The organism is Pseudomonas sp. NBRC 111132 (genome assembly GCF_001320565.1).
Classification (GTDB): domain Bacteria; phylum Pseudomonadota; class Gammaproteobacteria; order Pseudomonadales; family Pseudomonadaceae; genus Aquipseudomonas; species Aquipseudomonas putida_P.
Genome location: NZ_BCBI01000019.1, coordinates 75694 through 94280 on the forward strand (window position 1 = coordinate 75694; position 18587 = coordinate 94280).

Genomic DNA, 18587 nt, shown 5'->3' on the forward strand with positions numbered 1-18587 from the left:
CTAGACCAGAATGGGTGGGGGGGATGTTCCGTGGGATTTTGGGGTGGCTGGCGGTCGGTCAAAGGCAGATTTTAGCGGGCCCATACCTGATAGGAATTTCAGATGTTCCCTACGACTCAGATCTGGTGTGTGTGATCGAGACGTACAACCGGGAAGCAGTGGAAGGCATTGTGTTCTTCTCACTGCTTGGTTTGGCCTCGTTTGTCGCAGCAGGCGTAATGCACTGGCAAAACCGGCAGCGGAAAAAACAATCCGAGATCAGTCAATAGCCGTTGCACCTGACACCGGGGGCGGGTTTACCCGTGAAGAATGTGACGCGGTGAATGGCACCGGCTTTGCCGGTGTTCGCGGGTAAACCCGCTCCCACAGGTACTGCGCAAGCCCTGAACCAGCCGCCGGCCCTCTGGGAGCGTTGGGCTCAGCGTGGCTCCATGTGGGCAATCATCAACTGCACACTTTCATTGCCACGAAACTCGTTCACATCCAGCTTGTACGCCAGTTCGACCCAGCGCACGGTCGGGTTCGGCCACACTTCGCGGTCAACGCCGAAGGCGATGCCATCCAGTCGCACCGAACCACACTCGCTCTTGAGCACCACCTTCAGGTGCCGCTCGCCCACCACGCGCTGCTCCACCAGTTGGAACACGCCGTGGAACAGCGGCTCGGGGAAATGCTGGCCCCACGGCCCGGCATGGCGCAAGGCCTTGGCCAGGTCGAGGTGGAATTCCTCCACGGCCAGGCTGCCATCAGACAACAGCCGGCCTGTCAGGTCTTCCTCGCGCAGCTGGCGCCGCACTTCTTCGTCGAACGCCTCGGCAAACGCCTGGAAATTGCCTTCAGGCAACGACAACCCCGCCGCCATGGCGTGGCCGCCGAATTTGCTGATCAGTTGCGGGTGACGGGCCGCTACGGCATCCAGCGCGTCGCGGATATGGAACCCTGGTACCGAACGCGCCGAGCCTTTCAGCATGCCTTCGCCGGCATCGGCAAAGGCAATGGTTGGACGGTGATAACGCTCTTTAAGGCGCGACGCCAAAATACCGATTACACCCTGGTGCCAGTCGGCATCGAACAAACACAGACCATACGGCATCGACTCGACCGGCAGGTCCTTGAGCTGGGCCAGGGCTTCGCGCTGCATCCCCTGCTCGATGGACTTGCGGTCCTGGTTCAGGTCGTCTAGCTGCTGGGCCATGTCCTGGGCCAGTGCCGCGTCTTCGCACAGCAGGCATTCAATGCCCAGGCTCATGTCGTCCAGGCGACCGGCGGCGTTCAGCCGTGGGCCGAGGATGAAACCCAGGTCAGTCGAGGTGATACGCCGGTGATCGCGGCGGGCCACTTCGAGAATCGCCTTCAGCCCTGGCCGGGCACGACCGGCGCGGATGCGCTCGAGGCCCTGGTGCACCAGGATGCGGTTGTTGGCATCCAGCGGCACCACGTCGGCAACGCTGCCCAACGCGACCAGGTCGAGCAGTTCGCCTATGTTCGGCTGTGCTTGCGTCTCGTAACGCCCCAGGCTGCGCAGTCGCGCGCGCAGGGCCATCAGCACGTAGAAGATCACCCCTACCCCGGCCAACGACTTGCTGGGGAACGTACAGCCCGGCTGATTGGGGTTGATGATGGCGTCTGCGTCGGGCAACTGCTGGCCTGGCAGGTGATGGTCGGTGACCAGCACCTTGAGCCCAGCGGCCTTGGCCGCCGCCACACCCTCGACGCTGGAAATGCCGTTGTCCACGGTAATCAGCAGTTGCGGCTGGCGTTGCAGCGCCACTTCGACGATTTCCGGGGTCAGGCCATAGCCATACTCGAAGCGGTTGGGTACCAGGTAATCGACATGGGCCGCACCCAGCAGGCGCAGGCCCAGCACCCCTACGGTGCTTGCGGTGGCACCGTCGGCATCGAAATCGCCAACAATGAGGATACGCTGGCGCTGGTCGAGCGCCTCGACCAGCAGGTCGACACCTGCCTCGATGCCCTTTAGCTGCTGGTACGGCAGCAGGCGCGCCAGGCTTTTGTCCAGCTCGGCCTCGCTCTGCACGCCGCGCGCGGCGTACAGACGGGTGAGCAAAGGTGGCAGATTACCCAGAAATGGCAGGGTCGGCGGCAGAGGGCGAGGTTCGATGCGCATGGGTTGCTTCAGCCACGCTCACCAAGCAGCCACTGCAGTTGTACCTCATGCTGGCCACGGTCGTCGGTGACGAATACCGTGCCTTCGCTGATCATCACGTCCCACTTGATGCTGCGCGGCATGTCGGTCGCCAAGGTTTCCAGCACCTCTTGCGGTACAGCGGCAATGCTCAGGTTCTTCAGGTTCTTGACCGCGCTCACCACTTTGCCCTCCCACACCCGCAGGCTGCCGTAGGCCAGCAGGCTGGTGCGTTCGGTACGGCGCGAGCACCAGGTCAGGCGGTCGGCGTCTGGCTGGCCCACTTCGATCCAATGCAACACGCGATCGTCCAGGCTCTTTTCCCAAAGCGCCGGCTCATCGACATCCGACAGGCCACGGCCAAACGACAAGTTCTCGTTGTACCAGAGCGCATACGCCAACAGACGAACCGCCATACGCTCTTCGGTTTCCGAAGGGTGGCGAGCGATGGTCTGCTTGACGCTTTCGTAGACGTTGCGGTCAAGGTCGGTGAGATTCAATTCGAACTTGTAGGTGGTGGACGGCTGGGCCATGGTCGACGGGCTTCGTGCAAAAGAAAAGTGGCACAGTCTACCCCATCCGCACCTTCCATGCGCCGCAGCAGTACCCGGCGAAACCGACGTGTGATAAAACCACGGCACTGCCCAACTGCCACGGATGCCCCATGTCGACGCCCAGCAAACCCCTCGCCGGCCTTAAAGTTGTCGAACTCGGCACCTTGATCGCCGGGCCGTTCGCCTCGCGTATCTGTGCCGAATTCGGCGCCGAGGTGGTCAAGGTCGAATCGCCCGATGGCGGCGACCCGTTGCGCAAGTGGCGCAAGCTGTACGAGGGCACGTCGCTATGGTGGTTCGTGCAGGCCCGCAACAAACAGTCGCTCACCCTCAACCTCAAGCACCCCGAGGGGCGCGAGATTCTCAAGCGCCTGCTGGCCGAGGCCGACATCCTGATCGAAAACTTTCGCCCAGGCGTGCTGGAAAAGCTTGGCCTGGGCTGGGATGTACTGCATGCGCTGAACCCGCGCCTGGTAATGGTGCGCCTGTCAGGCTTTGGCCAAACCGGGCCGATGAAAGACCAGCCGGGCTTCGGCGCGGTGGGCGAGTCGATGGGCGGCCTGCGCTACATCACCGGTTTCGACGACCGCCCGCCGGTGCGCACGGGCATTTCCATCGGTGATTCGATTGCCGCCCTGTGGGGGGTAATCGGCGCACTAATGGCGTTGCGCCACCGGGAAGTCAATGGCGGCCAGGGCCAGGTGGTGGACGTGGCGCTGTACGAAGCGATCTTTGCCATGATGGAAAGCATGGTCCCGGAATTCGATGTGTTCGGTTTTATCCGCGAACGCACTGGCAACATCATGCCAGGCATTACGCCCTCCTCCATCCACACCAGCGCCGACGGCAAGCATGTGCAGATCGGCGCCAACGGCGATGCGATCTTCAAGCGCTTCATGCAAGCGATCGGCCGCGACGACCTGGCCGACGACCCGACCCTGGCCAGCAACGACGGCCGCGACCTGCGTCGTGACGAGTTGTACGGGGTGATCGATCGCTGGGCCAACAGCCTGCCGCTGGAGCAATTGATGCAGGTGCTTACCACCGCCGAAGTACCGGCCAGCCGTATCTATTCAGCCGAAGACATGTTCAACGACCCGCAGTACCTGGCACGCGAGATGTTCCTGCAGGCCAAGCTACCGGATGGCAAGCCATTTCGCATGCCCGGCATTGTGCCCAAGTTGTCGGAGACCCCCGGTTCCAGCGAATGGGTCGGCCCGGCCCTTGGCGAGCACACCGAGGCACTGCTCGCCAGCCTGGGCTATGACGCGGCGGCCATCGCCAGCCTGCGCGTAGCAGGCACGGTCTGACTCTGGCGCTGCCCGGTTTCATGCGCGCGGCCCGCTGCCTACGTCACCTGGTCCTGCTGTGCGGGCTATTGCCCGCACTGCTGCTACAGCCTGTCAGTGCCAAGGAACACATCTTCTGGCTGGTGCGCGACCTGCCGCCGTTCACCATTTTCGAAGGCCCGGAAAAAGGCCAGGGGGTGATCGACCAGTTGTTGCCACTGCTGATCGGGCAGATGCCCGAGTACGACCACACCATTTTGCGGGTCAACCGCGCCCGCGGCCTTCAGATGCTGCAAGACCGCAACAGCTTCACCTGCGACCCGACCCTGCTATGGACCCCGGAACGGGCCGAATACGTGCGTTTTTCCATGCCGTCGCTGGGTGTGGTCAGCGGCGGGCTGGTGCTGCGCAAGGAAAACCAGGCGCTGATGGCGCCCTACCTCGACGGCCAGCAGGTAGACCTGCATGGTTTGCTGAGCAACAACGCGCTGAAGCTGGGGATTGTTGCAGAACGCAGTTACGGCACGCAGATCGACGCCATTCTGCGTCAGTTGCCCGACACCGCGCTCAGCCGCCATTATGGCAACGACGCCACTGCCAACCTGCTGCAGATGCAACAACTGGGGCGTCTGCGCCTGGTGCTCGGCTACTGGCCTGAGGTGCGCTATCTCATCCAGCAACAAGGTGGTTCACTGGCTGATTACCAGTTTCATCCTGTGCAGGGGGTAGAACGCTATCAGTTTCTGCATGTGGGTTGCTCGGACAACCCTCTGGGGCGCGAAGCGATTGCGCATATCGATCAGCTGTTACCCAGGCTGCGCCAGGATGTATTGCCGGCGCTGTATGCGCGCTGGCTGGACCCTGCGCTGCAGGAAGACTACCTGGAAGAGAGCAAGCGTTTCTTCGAAGCGCAGTAGTTGCAGCCCATCGCGCCAAAAAAAGCCGCGCCTACAGGCGACTGCGCAGAACCCAAAAAGAAACCCCGGACGCTGGGGAAGACGCCCGGGGCCAAGCGAAAGTCCTTGGAGACTTCCCGTGACAGCCCTGCCAGCGCCGGAGCAAAGCGCTGGCCGGCTGCCCCTACTGTGTCTGATAAGCCACTCAGGCAAAGGTTCCCTGGGGTTGCTGACGCTGCTGCAATGCGGCAATCACACACGGCTGCAAACGCCCTTCTGCTATTTGCAAGTCACGGTGCAAGCCATCCACCAAATCGATCAGCAGGCGTTGCTCCTGCAACTGTCGCTCGCTGACCATGCGCCGCAAGGTAATACCGGCAAGGCGGTCATGAACGGTCAATTGGCGATTGCCACTGGCATCGGCGCTGCCGAGGTGTGCCTGATAGGGGGCTAGGGCGTCGTTGAGCAGGCTGCAGATTCTTTCCATCCGGATCACTCGCTGCGTGGTGGGATCTAAAGGAACTGACCAACAGGCACAGCAGAAAGTTCGTCACACTGCGGCTGTCTCAGTGAGCATGCGGGGCCGACATGACAGCTTTACTACACCGCCCTGGGCGCACCTGCAGTGTTTGCAGGGCGTGCTGCAGGCCCGGCATCGACAGCGGCCAGGGCAGCTCGGCGAGCACCCACAGGCCGCGTTTTCTGGCCTCTTGGGCAAGGTTTTGACGATTGGGCGCGGGCTGGCCGACGAACAGCAATGCGCGCGCATTGTGTTGCTGGGCGAGCAAGGCAAGACCGGCCCGCGTTGACATGGCGTGGTCGAGGATCAACAAATCGGGGCGATGCTCAGCGCTGAGGCAGGCATCCAGGTCACCGGTGCTCGCGCTGATGCGCACGTTGAAGACACCCTGGCTATTGAGCGCCTGGTGCAGCAGGATCTGGTGGGATGGGCGTGCCTGGTGGATCAACACGTAGGTCTGGTGCATGAGCCGCTCCGGATGGGAGGACCGGCTAATCTAGGCGTTGCGCCCAGCAGGCTGAATAGGGCTTTTCAGAGGCGATCGTGGGAAAAGTCCGAGAAGCTGGGGCCGCGTAGCGGCCCCCCAAACCCACTCGGTTACAGCGGCTTGCCGCGGTTGCCGTGCTGGCTGACAAAGCCCTGTACAGCTTTCAGGTCATTGGCCAGCACCGTGCAACGCTCTTCACGGCTGAACAGGTCGCTGAGGTGCGCCGGCAGTTCCAGCGCCTTGCCCACACCGGCCTTCTCCACCGCTTCCGGGAACTTGACCGGGTGCGCGGTGCCCAGCACCACCATCGGCGTATCCAGGCTACGGCGGCACTCGCGGGCAGCCTTGACGCCGATCGCGGTATGCGGGTCGAGCACTTCACCGGTGGCGGCGAATACTTCGGCAATGGTCTCGCAGGTTTGCTCGTCGCTCACAGCCAGCGAGTCGAACAGCTTGCGCGCTTCGGTCCAGCGGTCTTGCTCGACGCTGAAGCCGCCACCTTGCTTGAAGTTGGCCATCAGCTCGGCAATCGCCCCCCCGTTGCGGCCGTGCAGGTCGAACAGCAGGCGCTCGAAGTTGGACGAGACCATGATGTCCATCGACGGCGACAAGGTCGCGTGCAGGGTGTCCTTGACGTATTGGTTGCCGCTCATGAAGCGGTGCAGGATGTCGTTGCGGTTGGTGGCGACGATCAGCTGGCTGACCGGCAGGCCCATGTTGCGCGCCAGGTAGCCGGCGAAAATGTCGCCGAAGTTGCCAGTCGGTACCGAGAACGCCACCGAGCGCGCCGGGCCGCCCAACTGCAGCGCTGCGTGGAAGTAGTAGACGATCTGGGCCATGATCCGCGCCCAGTTGATCGAGTTGACGGCTACCAGGCGGGTGCCCTTGAGGAACGACTGGTCGGCGAAGCTGGCCTTGACCATTTCCTGGCAGTCGTCGAAGTTGCCTTCGATGGCGATGTTGTGGATGTTGTCGCCGAAGATGGTGGTCATCTGCCGACGCTGCACTTCCGACACGCGCTGGTGCGGGTGCAGGATGAAGATGTCGACGTTGTCGCAACGGCGGCAGCCTTCGATGGCGGCGGAACCGGTGTCACCACTGGTGGCGCCGACGATCACCACGCGCTCGTTGCGCTTGGCCAGCACGTGGTCGAGCAGACGGCCGAGCAACTGCAGGGCAAAGTCCTTGAACGCCAGGGTCGGGCCGTGGAACAGCTCCAGCACCCATTCGTTGCTGTTCAGCTGGCGCAGCGGTGCGACCGCCGCGTGGGCGAACTCGCCGTAGGTTTCTTCGAGGATCTTCTTGAAGTCGGCGTCGGCGATGCTGCCTTCGACGAACGGGCGCATCACTCGGAAAGCCAGCTCGTGGTACGGCAGACCGGCCCACGAGGCGATTTCTTCCTGGGTGAAGCGTGGCAGGTTTTCCGGCACGTACAAGCCGCCGTCACTGGCCAGGCCAGCCAGCAGCACGTCTTCGAAATTCAGGGCCGGTGCCTGGCCGCGGGTACTGATATAGCGCATGGGTGCAAACCTTCGATGCTGGGGCCGGGGCCGCGCTGGCGGCCCGACGGCACTAATTTTGTTAGTTGAGCTGTTCGACGCGAATGCGCACAACCTTGCCGACCACGTCCTGCAGGGCTTCCAGGGCGATGATGGCATCGTTGATACGCTGCTCGACCACACCATGGGTCAGCAGGATCATCGGCACCAGGCCGTCCTGCTCCTCGGCTTCCTTCTGCATGATCGACTCGATGTTGATGCCACGCTCCGAGAGAATGCTGGCCACCTGGGCCAGTACGCCCGGGTGATCCTTGGCCTGAATGCGCAGGTAGTAGGCGCTTTCGCAGGCTTCAATCGGCAGGATCGGGTGGGCCGACAACGAGTCTGGCTGGAAGGCCAGGTGCGGCACGCGGTTTTCCGGGTCGGAGGTCATGGCACGGACCACGTCGACCAGGTCGCCGACCACCGACGAAGCGGTGGGCTCCATACCAGCGCCCGCGCCGTAGTACAGGGTAGACCCGGCCGCGTCACCGTTGACCATGACGGCGTTCATCACGCCGTTGACGTTGGCGATCAGGCGGTCGGCTGGGATCAGCGTCGGGTGCACGCGCAGCTCGATACCTTCGGCGGTGCGACGGGCAACACCCAGGTGCTTGATGCGGTAGCCCAGGGCCTCGGCGTAGTTCACGTCCGCCGTGGTCAGCTGGGTGATGCCTTCGGTGTAGGCCTTGTCGAATTGCAGCGGAATGCCGAACGCGATGGACGCCAGGATGGTCAGCTTGTGCGCGGCGTCGATGCCTTCGACGTCGAACGTCGGGTCGGCTTCGGCGTAACCCAGCGCCTGCGCTTCGGCGAGCACGTCCGGGAAGGCGCGGCCCTTCTCACGCATTTCGGTGAGGATGAAGTTGCCGGTGCCGTTGATGATGCCGGCCAGCCAGTTGATGCGGTTGGCCGACAGGCCTTCGCGGATAGCCTTGATGACCGGGATGCCACCGGCCACAGCCGCTTCGAAGGCGACAATGACGCCCTTCTCGCGGGCTTTAGCGAAAATTTCGTTGCCGTGCACGGCAATCAGCGCCTTGTTGGCGGTGACCACGTGCTTGCCGTTTTCGATGGCCTTGAGCACCAGGTCGCGGGCGATGGTATAGCCACCGATCAGCTCGATGACAATGTCGATCTCCGGGTTGCTCGCAACTTCGAACACGTCAGCGGTAATGGGGGTACCGGTAATCTGGCAGTTCGGGTTCTGCGAGCGCATGGCGATCTGTGCCACTTCAATACCGCGCCCGGCACGGCGGGCAATCTCCTCGGCGTTGCGCTGAAGTACATTGAAGGTTCCGCCACCGACGGTCCCCAACCCACAGATGCCTACTTTGACCGGTTTCACTGTGAACTCCCCATTGAACGGTCGACACGCTTGCCGACCGTGAAACATGCCGTCACCCCATGACGACGGCGTACTTGATTGAATTACTTGGCAAGTGCCAGCTTGGCAACTTGCGGTGCCGGCTGGTAGCCCGGAATGACCTGGCCGCTTTCAAGGACGATGGCCGGCGTGCCATTGACACCGATCGACTGGCCCAGCTGGAACTGCTTGCTGACAGGATTGGTGCACTTGGCGGCCTTGATTTCTTCACCTTCGACCATTTTGTCCATCGCCCCACGGCGGTCGCTGGAGCACCACACCGCCTGCAACTGCTGGTCACCCGGCGAGCCGAGGCCCTGACGCGGGAACGCGACATAGCGCACTTCGATACCGCGACGGTTCAGCTCGGGCACTTCGGCATGCAGCTTGTGGCAGTACGGGCAGGTGGTGTCGGTGAACACGGTGATATGCGACTTGGTCTCGCCCTTGGCAGGATAAACCACCATCTCGGCGGCTGGAATGCCGTTGATGAGCTTGGCGATGCCTTGACGTTCGGTCTTCTCGGTGAGGTTGACCGGCTTGCCGTCCTGGATCTGGAACAGGTAACCCTGCATCACGAACTGGCCGTCGGCGCTGGCGTAGAGCACGCGACCACCCTGCAGCTTGACTTCATACAGGCCGTTGAGGGGGCTGCTGGCCACGCTTTCCACGGGCACTTCCAGCTCTAGGTTCTGCAACGATTTACGGATGGCCTGCTCGGCCCCGGCGTTGCTATCGGTTGCCGCAGCGACGGCAAAGGTACTGGCCAGCGCCAAAGCGGCGGCGGCGAAAAACTGGGTCACGCGCATGGGAACTCCTGAAGGCGGACAGGGGCCGGAGGGCGCCACCTGCGGAAAATACGCGGTGACCGTGCGGCCCTTGGTGCAAACCGCCCAAGCCTACCACATCACGCTGCCGGTGAAGGGGCTGGCAAGGACCGGCCGGCGGAACATGAAAAACATTCATCCACGCGGGTGGTGCTGGGCGTGCAACTGCTGCAGGCGGGCCTTGGCGACGTGGGTATAGATCTGCGTGGTCGACAGGTCGCTGTGGCCCAGCAGCATCTGCACCACACGCAAGTCGGCACCGTGGTTGAGCAGGTGGGTGGCGAAGGCATGCCGCAAGGTGTGCGGCGACAGCGGCTTGTCGATGCCAGCAACCCGGGCATGATGCTTGATGCGGTGCCAGAAGGTCTGGCGAGTCATCTGCTCGCCTCTCAGGCTGGGGAACAGCACGTCGCTGGGGCGGCCGTTAAGCAGTTCGGCGCGGCCATCGCGCTGGTAGCGTTCCAGCCACACCACCGCCTCTTCACCCATGGGCACCAGGCGCTCCTTGCTGCCCTTGCCCATTACCCGCAGCACACCCTGGCGCAGGTTGACCTGGTCGAGGGTCAGGCTGACCAGCTCGGTGACGCGCAGGCCGCAGGCATAGAGCACTTCGAGCATGGCACGGTCGCGCTGGCCGATGGCTTCGCCCAGGTCCGGTGCCTGCAGCAGGGCTTCGACATCGGCTTCGGAGAGTGACTTGGGCAGTGGTTTGCCCAGTTGTGGCATGTCGACCTGCAAGGTCGGGTCGATGGCCACCAGCCTTTCCCGCAGCAGGTAGCGGAAAAAACCACGCAGGCCGGACAGGAAGCGCGCCGTGGAGCGCGGCTTGTAGCCTTGGTCGAGGCGCCAGGCCAGGTGATCGAGGATAAGCTCGCGGCCGGCATCCGGCAGCGACACTGCCTGTTCCTGCAGCCAGCCATTGAACAAGGCCAGGTCACTGCGGTAGGACACTCGGGTGTTTTCGGACAGGCCTTTTTCAAGCCACAGGGCGTCGAGAAACTGGTCTATCAGGGGGTGATCGAGGGCGGGCATGAAGACTCGGTGGCAAACGGCGAATTGACGCTTAGTCTTTCATAACACTGCAGGCATAGGGAGCCCGTATGAGCGAACAGCAGATTCTTCTCAGCGTCGGCGGTATCGGTGCCGCCGCGCTTGCCTGCCAATGGCTGGCCTGGCGCCTGAAACTGCCGGCGATTCTGTTTCTGCTGCTGGCCGGGATCATCGCCGGCCCGGCACTGGGCTGGCTCGATCCCGAAGCACTGTTCGGCCCGTTGTTGATGCCGCTGGTGTCGCTGGCAGTGGCACTGATCCTGTTCGAAGGCAGCCTGACCCTGCACCTGTCGCAGTGGCGCGAGATCGGCAGCGTGGTGCATCGCCTGGTCACCGTGGGTGCCCTGCTCACCTGGCTGGTGATCGCCCTGGCGACCCACTGGCTACTCGGGTTCGACTGGCCGCTGTCGATTCTGTTCGGCACCCTGACCCTAGTGACCGGGCCCACGGTGATCGTACCCATGCTTCGCGTGGTGCGGCCAAAGTCGACGATCGCCAACATCCTGCGCTGGGAAGGGATCATGATCGACCCCATCGGCGCGCTACTCGCCGTGGTGGTGTACAGCTTCATCATCGCAAGCGCCGATGGCAACGGGCTGAGCCAGAGCCTGACCACTTTTGCCGGGGTGATTTTTTGCGGCACAGCCCTGGGCGCGGCCGGCGGGTGGCTGCTGGGGCAGATCATGCGCGAGCAGTGGCTACCGGAGTACCTGCACAACCTCGCATCGCTGGCGGCGGTACTGGGCATTTTCATCGCCGCCAACCAGATCATGCATGAATCCGGGCTGCTGGCGGTGACCGTGATGGGCATGTGGCTGGCCAACATGCGCGGGGTCGATGTGCGACAAATCCTGCACTTCAAGGAAAACCTCAGCGTACTGCTGATTTCCGGCCTGTTCATCCTGCTCGCCGCGCGCCTTGACCTGCATGCCCTGCTAGGCCTCGGCCCTGCGGTGCTGGCCTTGTTGCTGGTGATCCAGCTGGTGGCACGCCCGCTCAACGTGTGGCTGTCCACGCTGGGCTCGACACTCAGCTGGCGCGAGCGCGCACTGCTGGCCTGGATTGCGCCCCGCGGCATCGTCGCAGCCGCTGTTTCCGCGATCTTTGCCATCCGCCTGCACCAGGCCGGCCACCAGGACGCCCTGCTGCTGGTGCCGCTGACCTTCGCGGTGATCATCGGCACGGTGGTACTGCAAAGCGCCACGGCCAGGCCGCTGGCACGCCTGCTCAAGGTCGCCGAACCAGCACCCAGCGGGTTTCTCATCGTCGGTGCCAACGAACCAGCCCGCGCCATCGCCAAAGCCCTGCAGCAGCTGGGCTGCCGGGTGTTGCTGACGGACTCCAGCTGGGAAAACATCCGCGCTGCGCGCATGGACGGTCTTCCGACCTATTTTGGCAACCCCGCCTCGCAGCATGCCGATGCCCACCTGGACCTGGTCGGCCTCGGGCACTTGCTGGGCCTTTCTCCCGCTGGCGAAATCAATGCCCTGGCCTGCGCAAGGTTTCGCCATGATTTCGGGCACGGGCGGCTGTTCGTGCTGGCCAGCGGCCTGGAGAAACAACGTAGCGACAAGCACCGGGCGGCCGAGGAGCATCGTGGCCATCTGCTGGGGGCCAACCCGATGACCTACCTGCAACTGGCCAACCGCCTGCATCAAGGCGCCGAGTTGTACAGCACCAACCTCACCGAAGGCTTTGGCTGGGATGCCTACCAGGCACTGCATGGCGAACGTGCACACCTGCTGTTCGCCCGCGATGGCCATGGCTGGGTGCATGTAGCCAGCCCCGACAACCCGCTGCAGCCGCAACCGGGCTGGACCCTGGTGGCGTTGATCGAGCCAGCGCCAGAACCCTGATCTTCAGGCGCTTGGCAGCACGGGCACCGGGCGCTTGTCCTCGTCGATGGCGACGAAGCTGAACACCCCATGGATCGCCCGCTCACGGCCGTCCAGGTACATGTTCTCGACAAACACATCCACCTGCACCTGCAAGCTGGTATTGCCGACCTTGATCACCGTCCCCACCAGCTCGACGATCGAGCCCGCCGGGATCGGGTGCTTGAAGTCGATGCGGTCGGTAGAAACGGTCACCAGCGGCAGGCGGCAGAAGCGCGTGGCGGCGATGAACGACACTTCGTCCATCCAGGCCAGTGCGGTGCCGCCGAACAGGGTGTTGTGGTGGTTGGTGGTGTTGGGGAACACCGCCTTGGTCACGCGGGTCACCGACAGCTCGGTGCGGCGCTGGATTTCCTGGTCTCGGGTAGTCATGGCAATCACATCTTCGGGGTTTCAAAACGCAAAAAAGCAGCCCGAAGGCTGCTTTTTTCTCGCTAGGCGGCCTCGGCCACCGGGCAAACTGTACTCAGGACAGTTTTTCCTTGATGCGAGCGGCTTTGCCGGACAGGTCGCGCAGGTAGTACAGCTTGGCTTTACGCACGTCACCACGACGTTTCACGGCCAGGCTGTCGATTTGCGGGCTGTAGGTCTGGAAGGTACGCTCTACGCCAACGCCGCTGGAGATCTTGCGCACGGTGAAGGCGCTGTTCAGACCGCGGTTACGCTTGGCGATAACGACGCCTTCGAACGCCTGCAGACGGGAACGCTCACCTTCCTTCACTTTAACCTGAACGACAACGGTGTCGCCTGGTGCGAAGGTCGGGATTTCCTTGCTCATCTGCTCGGCTTCGAGCTGCTGGATGATCTTGTTGGTCATGCTGTGCTCCTAAGATGGATACGTGATCCACCATCGATACGTTTAACTATCGTCCCGCTCGCGGAGATATTCCTCGAGCAGCTTCTTCTCTTCTCCAGAAAGCGAGCGACTTTCCAGAAGATCGGCGCGTCGTTCGAAGGTCCTACCAAGGGACTGCTTCATCCTCCAACGCCGGATATGTGCATGGTTGCCACTTAGCAACACGTCGGGAACACGCTGATCCGCATACACCTCAGGTCGGGTGTAGTGCGGGCAATCGAGCAGACCGTCGGTGAAGGAATCTTCTTCCGCCGAGTCCACATGCCCTAAAGCTCCGGGCAGCAGCCGCGTAACCGCATCGATCAGTACCATGGCCGGCAGCTCGCCACCGGAAAGCACATAGTCGCCAATCGACCACTCCTCATCGACATGAGCCTCGATAAAGCGCTCGTCGATGCCTTCATAACGACCGGCGATCAGGATCAACGATTCCTGTTCGGCCAGGCCTTTGACCGCCTGCTGAGTCAGCTTGCGGCCTTGTGGCGAAAGGTAGATCACCTTTGCCGCAGCTCCGGTCGCTTGCCTGGCGCTAACCAGGGCATCTTCCAGAGGCTTGATTTTCATCACCATGCCCGGACCACCGCCAAACGGCCGATCATCTACCGTGTGGTGACGATCTGTGGTGTAGTCCCGCGGGTTCCAGCAAGTTACCTGAAGCAACCCCTGTTTCACCGCGCGGCTGGTAATGCCGTACTCCGTGATGGCCGAGAACATCTCGGGGAACAACGTGATGACGTCTACGCGAAGGTTACCCATCGTTTAGAAGTCCGCGTCCCACTCAACCCGCATCACGCCTGCTTCCAGGTCGATTGCCAGCACGCATTGCGCCGTATAGGGCAACAGACGCTCGCGATCATCCAGGCTGCCTGCGCAGGGTTTGACCACCATTACATCGTTCGCACCGGTCTCCAACAGGTGATCGACCTTGCCGAACAGGTGTTCGTCCTGGTTGATGACCTTCAGACCGACCAACTGGTACCAGTAGTACTCGTCGGCAGCCAGGTTGGGCAAAAGGCTCCGCGCAATGCAGATTTCGTAACCGCTCAGAAGACGGGCTTCATCGCGATCTTCGAGGCCTTTGAGCTTCACGACCAGGCCCTTTTGGGAGCCACGACCGCTGACCAGCTCGACCTGCTTTACCTTGCCTTCGTGCCGAAGCGTCCAGCGCGGATAATCCAACAGGTTTTCAATCGGATCGGTAAAGGAATACACCTTCACCTCGCCGCGAACGCCGTGAACCGAAAAAATCTTGCCAACGACGATCAGGTCGTCAGCCTTTTCTGGCGTCGCGTTCATACTATTCAGGCAGCGGCCTTGGCAGCTTCCTTCAGCAGCTGAGCAACACGCTCAGACGGCTGTGCACCCTGGCTCAGCCAGTAGGTGACGCGCTCTTGGTTGACCGACAGTTTAACTTCGGCGCCAGCAGCGATCGGGTTGAAGAAACCTACGCGCTCAACGAAACGGCCATCACGGGCGTTACGCGAGTTGGTCACGGTCAGGTGGTAGAATGGGCGCTTTTTCGAGCCGCCACGGGCCAGACGGATGGTTACCATGTGAACATCGTTCCTATAGTCGGTGCTGCAGTTGATACAGCAGCTGGTACTGCAAATCTGAATGCCAAATAGGCACACGGGTGCCCAAAAGGCCGCATATTCTCGGGGAATACACGGACATTTGCAAATGACTTTTTCGGCAAGGCCATGCCCTACCGTCCAGATTTGCCGGTTGTGCCGCGAAATCCGCGGCCGTTACCCCACTACAGCGGGGGTTCTGGGCGCCAGCCCGACGAAAGGCAGGCACCCGGAATAAGTTACAGCTTCGGCATGCCGCCGCCTGGCAGCATCCCGCCCAGGCCGCGCATCATCTTGGCCATGCCGCCTTTGGCAGAGAATTTTTTCATCATCTTCTGCATCTGCTTATGCTGCTTGATCAAGCGGCCGATGTCCTGCACCTGGGTACCGGAACCCAGGGCGATACGGCGCTTGCGCGAACCGCTGATCAGGTCAGGGTCACGGCGCTCGGCCGGGGTCATGGAGTTGATGATCGCTTCCATCTGTTTGAACTGCTTCTCGGCGGCGCCCTGGGCGTTGCCCATCTGCGACAGGTTGACACCGCCGATGCTCGGCAGCTTGTCCATCAGGCCACCGAGGCCGCCCATGTTCTTCATTTGTTGCAGCTGGTCGCGGAAGTCCTCGAGGTCGAAGCCCTTGCCCTTCTTCAGCTTCTTGGCCAGCTTGTCGGCCTTGGCCTTGTCGATGGTCTGCTCGGCCTGCTCGATCAGGCTGAGCACGTCACCCATGCCGAGAATGCGCGAAGCGACGCGATCGGGGTGGAACGGCTCGAGAGCCTCGGTCTTCTCACCCATACCGATGAACTTGATCGGCTTGCCGGTGATGGCACGCACCGACAGCGCAGCACCACCACGGGCGTCACCGTCGACCTTGGTCAGTACCACACCGGTCAGCGGCAGCGCCTCGCCAAAGGCCTTGGCGGTGTTGGCGGCGTCCTGGCCGGTCATGGCGTCGACCACGAACAGCGTCTCGATTGGCTTGACCGCGGCGTGCAGCGCCTTGATCTCGTCCATCATGTCGGCGTCGATGTGCAAACGGCCGGCGGTGTCGACGATGACCACGTCGATGAACTTCAGCTTGGCTTCACGGATGGCCGCTTCGGCAATGGCCACCGGCTTCTGGCTGATATCGGACGGGAAGAAGGTGACACCGATGTCGTTGGCCAGGGTTTCCAGCTGTTTGATCGCCGCCGGGCGATAAACGTCGGCGGACACCACCATCACGCTCTTTTTCTTGCGCTCTTTAAGGAAGCGCGCCAGCTTGCCGGCGGTGGTGGTCTTACCGGCGCCTTGCAGGCCGGCCATCAGCACCACGGCAGGCGGGGCGGCGTTCAGTGCGAGGTCTTCGTTGGCCGCGCCCATCAGGCTTTCCAGCTCGGCCTGGACGATCTTCACGAATGCCTGGCCCGGGGTCAGGCTACGCGAGACTTCGGTGCCGACCGCACGTTCCTTGACGCTGTTGACGAAATCCTTGACCACCGGCAGGGCAACGTCGGCCTCGAGCAGGGCCATGCGCACTTCGCGCAGCGTGTCCTTGATGTTGTCTTCGGTCAGCTTGGCCTTGCCGGTGACATGGCGCAGCGTCTGTGACAGGCGGTCGGTCAGGTTTTCGAACATGGTGATCCTTTCAGGCCCAGTAAAAGCCGAGGTTTGTCAGGCGCCCAGGGGAAATACACACCCGCCGGGCACAGCAAGGCGGCGATTATAGCGAAGTGCGGCGGCGGCGCACACCTTGGGAGATATTCGGTGGCTTTACCCGCGAATGCCGCGACGCGGCCTACCAGTCTTCCTAGAGCAGCGGAATCTATGCCAAACTCCGTCTCTTTAAGGCTCGCCAACCAGGACTTATGGTCTCCTCTCCCAGCCTCATCCCCAACCTGATCGCTGCCGGCCTATATATAGCTGCGGCCATCTACCAGGGCTCGTACCTGGCCCAGGGCCGCAAGGCCGACAAGCGCCTGCTTGGCCTGCTGGGCGCCGTCGCGGTGCTGGCCCAGGCCGGCGCGCTGTTCTTCCAGTTGATCACCCCGCTGGGCCTGAGCCTGGACTTCTTCAGCGCCGCCAGCCTGATCGCCGTGGCCGTCATCACCCTGACCCTGCTGGCCTGCCTGCGCATACCGGTAGAAAACCTGCTGTTGTTGCTGTTCCCGCTGGGCGCGGTGACAGCGTTGCTGGCGCAGTTCGCGCCACCCGGCACGGTGCCACTGATAAACGAAGAACCGGGCATTCTCGCCCATATCCTGTTGTCGATCCTGGCCTATGGGCTGTTCACCATCGCGGTTTTCCAGTCACTGCTGTTGCTGCTGCAGGACCGCCAGTTGAAGAACAAGCACCCGTCCGGGCTTATCCGCAACTTCCCACCGCTGCAAACCATGGAAAGCCTGCTGTTCGGCTTTCTCTGGGCCGGCTGGTGCCTGCTGTCGCTGTCGTTGATCTCCGGCTGGCTGTTCCTCGACAACCTGTTCGCCCAGCACCTGGTGCACAAGACGTTGCTGGCCTGTGTCGCCTGGGTGGTGTTCAGCGTGCTGCTGTGGGGCCGTACCCGCCTGGGCTGGCGGGGCCACAAGGCCATCCGCTGGACGCTGGCCGGTTTCTGCCTGCTGATGCTGGCCTATTTCGGCAGCAAGCTGGTTCGCGAATTCATCTTGCATATCTGACGGCCGCCCATGGACACCCTGCCGTACGCACCGCTATTCGGCACACTGGCACTGGCCCTGTTGTGGTCAGCACTGTTCACCGCCGTGGATGCCGCCCGCTTGCAACTCAATGGCACGCAACGCGCTGGCGAAGTTGGCCAGCCCATGCTGCCAGCCCAGGCCCTGGTGCTGTGTGCCAGCCTGGGCAAACTGCTGGTGCTGGGCCTGGCCTGCCTGGTGGGCCAGCGCTACAGTGGCGAGCACGGCTTCTGGCTGGCCGGTCTGGCCGCCACCCTCAGCTTGCTGGTGTTCGCCGAATACCTGCCGCGGCGCCTGGCCCGGCGCAACCCGCAGGCGTTCGTCAGCCTGGGCACCAGCCTGCTGAAAGTCCCCCTCGCCCTGCTGCAGCCGCTGGCCTACCTGCTGGACGGCTTCGCCAAGCTGCTGCTGCGCCCGTTCCGCGTACAGCCCACAGCCGTGGCCTTGCATGCTCAGGAATCGGATGACTTCGACGAAGACGAGGAACACGAACCACCTCGCCACGGCCTGCTCGACGGCCTGCAGTCGCTGGACAAGGTCACCGTCAACGACATCCTGGTGCCACGTAACGAAGTGGACGGCATCAACCTCGACGAGCCGATCGAGCGGATCATCGAGCAGTTGATCGTCAGCCGCCACACCCGCCTGCCGGTCTACCACAACGACATCAACCAAGTCGAAGCCATCCTCAACACCAAGCTGATCAGCCACCTGCTGCCCAAGGCCGAGCTGACCCTGGATGCGCTGCACAGCGCCTGCTACGAACCCTATTTCGTACCCGAAAGCACGCCCCTGCAAATGCAACTGCTGAACTTCCACAAACAACAACGCCGCTTGGGCGTGGTGGTGGACGAATACGGCGAGGTACTGGGCATCGTCACCCTGGAAGACATCCTCGAAGAGATCGTCGGCGAGTTC

Annotated in this window: 20 protein-coding genes; 6 read left to right on the top strand and 14 right to left on the bottom strand. The window is 62.5% G+C overall.

The window, feature by feature from the left end:
* Positions 1–23 precede the first annotated feature (23 nt).
* A complete protein-coding gene (locus tag APH35_RS11600; protein ID WP_060492691.1) occupies positions 24–269 on the top strand; it encodes a hypothetical protein in 246 nt (81 codons plus the stop codon).
* A 149-nt stretch (positions 270–418) separates the two neighbouring features.
* Here APH35_RS11600 and recJ read toward each other — a convergent pair whose 3' ends face one another.
* Both recJ and APH35_RS11610 read right to left on the bottom strand, forming a co-directional pair.
* A complete protein-coding gene (gene recJ / locus APH35_RS11605) occupies positions 419–2128 on the bottom strand; it encodes a single-stranded-DNA-specific exonuclease RecJ (protein ID WP_012270771.1) in 1710 nt (569 codons plus the stop codon).
* 8 nt (positions 2129–2136) lie between these two features.
* Positions 2137–2679, bottom strand: a complete 543-nt coding sequence (locus tag APH35_RS11610) for a YaeQ family protein (RefSeq protein ID WP_003252169.1) — start codon at positions 2677–2679, stop codon at positions 2137–2139.
* Positions 2680–2810: 131 nt separating this feature from the next.
* Between APH35_RS11610 and APH35_RS11615 the strand changes: the two genes are divergently transcribed.
* A complete protein-coding gene (locus APH35_RS11615) occupies positions 2811–4010 on the top strand; it encodes a CaiB/BaiF CoA transferase family protein (protein WP_012270770.1) in 1200 nt (399 codons plus the stop codon).
* A 20-nt stretch (positions 4011–4030) separates the two neighbouring features.
* Positions 4031–4906: a TIGR02285 family protein gene (locus tag APH35_RS11620; RefSeq protein WP_012270769.1), complete on the top strand. Its 876-nt coding sequence runs from the start codon at positions 4031–4033 to the stop codon at positions 4904–4906.
* A 184-nt stretch (positions 4907–5090) separates the two neighbouring features.
* Here the strand turns inward: APH35_RS11620 and APH35_RS11625 are convergent, their stop codons facing one another.
* The 6 genes from APH35_RS11625 to xerD all read right to left on the bottom strand — a co-directional run bounded on the left by APH35_RS11625 (position 5091) and on the right by xerD (position 10655).
* On the bottom strand, positions 5091–5372 hold the full coding sequence (locus APH35_RS11625) for a DUF3509 domain-containing protein (RefSeq protein ID WP_012270768.1): 282 nt from the start codon (positions 5370–5372) through the stop codon (positions 5091–5093).
* A gap of 79 nt (positions 5373–5451) precedes the next feature.
* Positions 5452–5871, bottom strand: coding sequence for a response regulator (locus APH35_RS11630; RefSeq protein ID WP_012270767.1), 420 nt, complete (start codon positions 5869–5871; stop codon positions 5452–5454).
* 131 nt (positions 5872–6002) lie between these two features.
* Entirely contained in the window at positions 6003–7412 is a 1410-nt protein-coding gene (gene thrC, locus APH35_RS11635; protein WP_012270766.1) for a threonine synthase, read from the bottom strand.
* A 61-nt stretch (positions 7413–7473) separates the two neighbouring features.
* Positions 7474–8778 carry a homoserine dehydrogenase gene (locus APH35_RS11640; protein WP_012270765.1) on the bottom strand — a complete coding sequence of 435 codons (1305 nt, stop codon included), beginning with the start codon at positions 8776–8778 and terminating at the stop codon, positions 7474–7476.
* An 83-nt stretch (positions 8779–8861) separates the two neighbouring features.
* Positions 8862–9605 (bottom strand): thioredoxin fold domain-containing protein, encoded by a 744-nt coding sequence (locus tag APH35_RS11645; protein WP_012270764.1) that lies wholly within the window; start codon positions 9603–9605, stop codon positions 8862–8864.
* A gap of 153 nt (positions 9606–9758) precedes the next feature.
* A complete protein-coding gene (xerD, locus tag APH35_RS11650) occupies positions 9759–10655 on the bottom strand; it encodes a site-specific tyrosine recombinase XerD (protein ID WP_060514830.1) in 897 nt (298 codons plus the stop codon).
* A gap of 68 nt (positions 10656–10723) precedes the next feature.
* On the opposite strand from xerD, the gene APH35_RS11655 reads away from it, so the two are divergent.
* Positions 10724–12529, top strand: a complete 1806-nt coding sequence (locus APH35_RS11655; RefSeq protein ID WP_060514831.1) for a cation:proton antiporter — start codon at positions 10724–10726, stop codon at positions 12527–12529.
* Between the two features lie 3 nt (positions 12530–12532).
* On the opposite strand, the gene APH35_RS11660 is transcribed toward APH35_RS11655, so the two are convergent.
* From APH35_RS11660 to ffh, 6 genes are all read right to left on the bottom strand, one after another.
* The gene (locus tag APH35_RS11660; protein ID WP_012270761.1) at positions 12533–12940 is read right to left on the bottom strand and encodes an acyl-CoA thioesterase; all 408 of its coding nucleotides are present in this window, start codon (positions 12938–12940) and stop codon (positions 12533–12535) included.
* A 94-nt stretch (positions 12941–13034) separates the two neighbouring features.
* Positions 13035–13385 (bottom strand): 50S ribosomal protein L19, encoded by a 351-nt coding sequence (gene rplS / locus APH35_RS11665; RefSeq protein ID WP_003252148.1) that lies wholly within the window; start codon positions 13383–13385, stop codon positions 13035–13037.
* Between the two features lie 42 nt (positions 13386–13427).
* A complete protein-coding gene (gene trmD / locus APH35_RS11670) occupies positions 13428–14180 on the bottom strand; it encodes a tRNA (guanosine(37)-N1)-methyltransferase TrmD (protein WP_003252146.1) in 753 nt (250 codons plus the stop codon).
* A 3-nt stretch (positions 14181–14183) separates the two neighbouring features.
* The gene (gene rimM / locus APH35_RS11675; RefSeq protein ID WP_012270759.1) at positions 14184–14720 is read right to left on the bottom strand and encodes a ribosome maturation factor RimM; all 537 of its coding nucleotides are present in this window, start codon (positions 14718–14720) and stop codon (positions 14184–14186) included.
* 5 nt (positions 14721–14725) lie between these two features.
* Positions 14726–14977, bottom strand: coding sequence for a 30S ribosomal protein S16 (rpsP, locus tag APH35_RS11680; protein WP_003252142.1), 252 nt, complete (start codon positions 14975–14977; stop codon positions 14726–14728).
* 257 nt (positions 14978–15234) lie between these two features.
* Positions 15235–16611, bottom strand: coding sequence for a signal recognition particle protein (gene ffh, locus APH35_RS11685; RefSeq protein ID WP_012270758.1), 1377 nt, complete (start codon positions 16609–16611; stop codon positions 15235–15237).
* 230 nt (positions 16612–16841) lie between these two features.
* Here ffh and APH35_RS11690 point away from each other — a divergent pair, with 230 nt between their 5' ends.
* Both APH35_RS11690 and APH35_RS11695 read left to right on the top strand, forming a co-directional pair.
* Entirely contained in the window at positions 16842–17651 is an 810-nt protein-coding gene (locus APH35_RS11690) for a cytochrome C assembly family protein (protein ID WP_012270757.1), read from the top strand.
* Positions 17652–17660: 9 nt separating this feature from the next.
* Positions 17661–18587: CBS domain-containing protein (locus APH35_RS11695; protein WP_060514832.1), on the top strand; the 927-nt coding region annotated here is incomplete at its 3' end.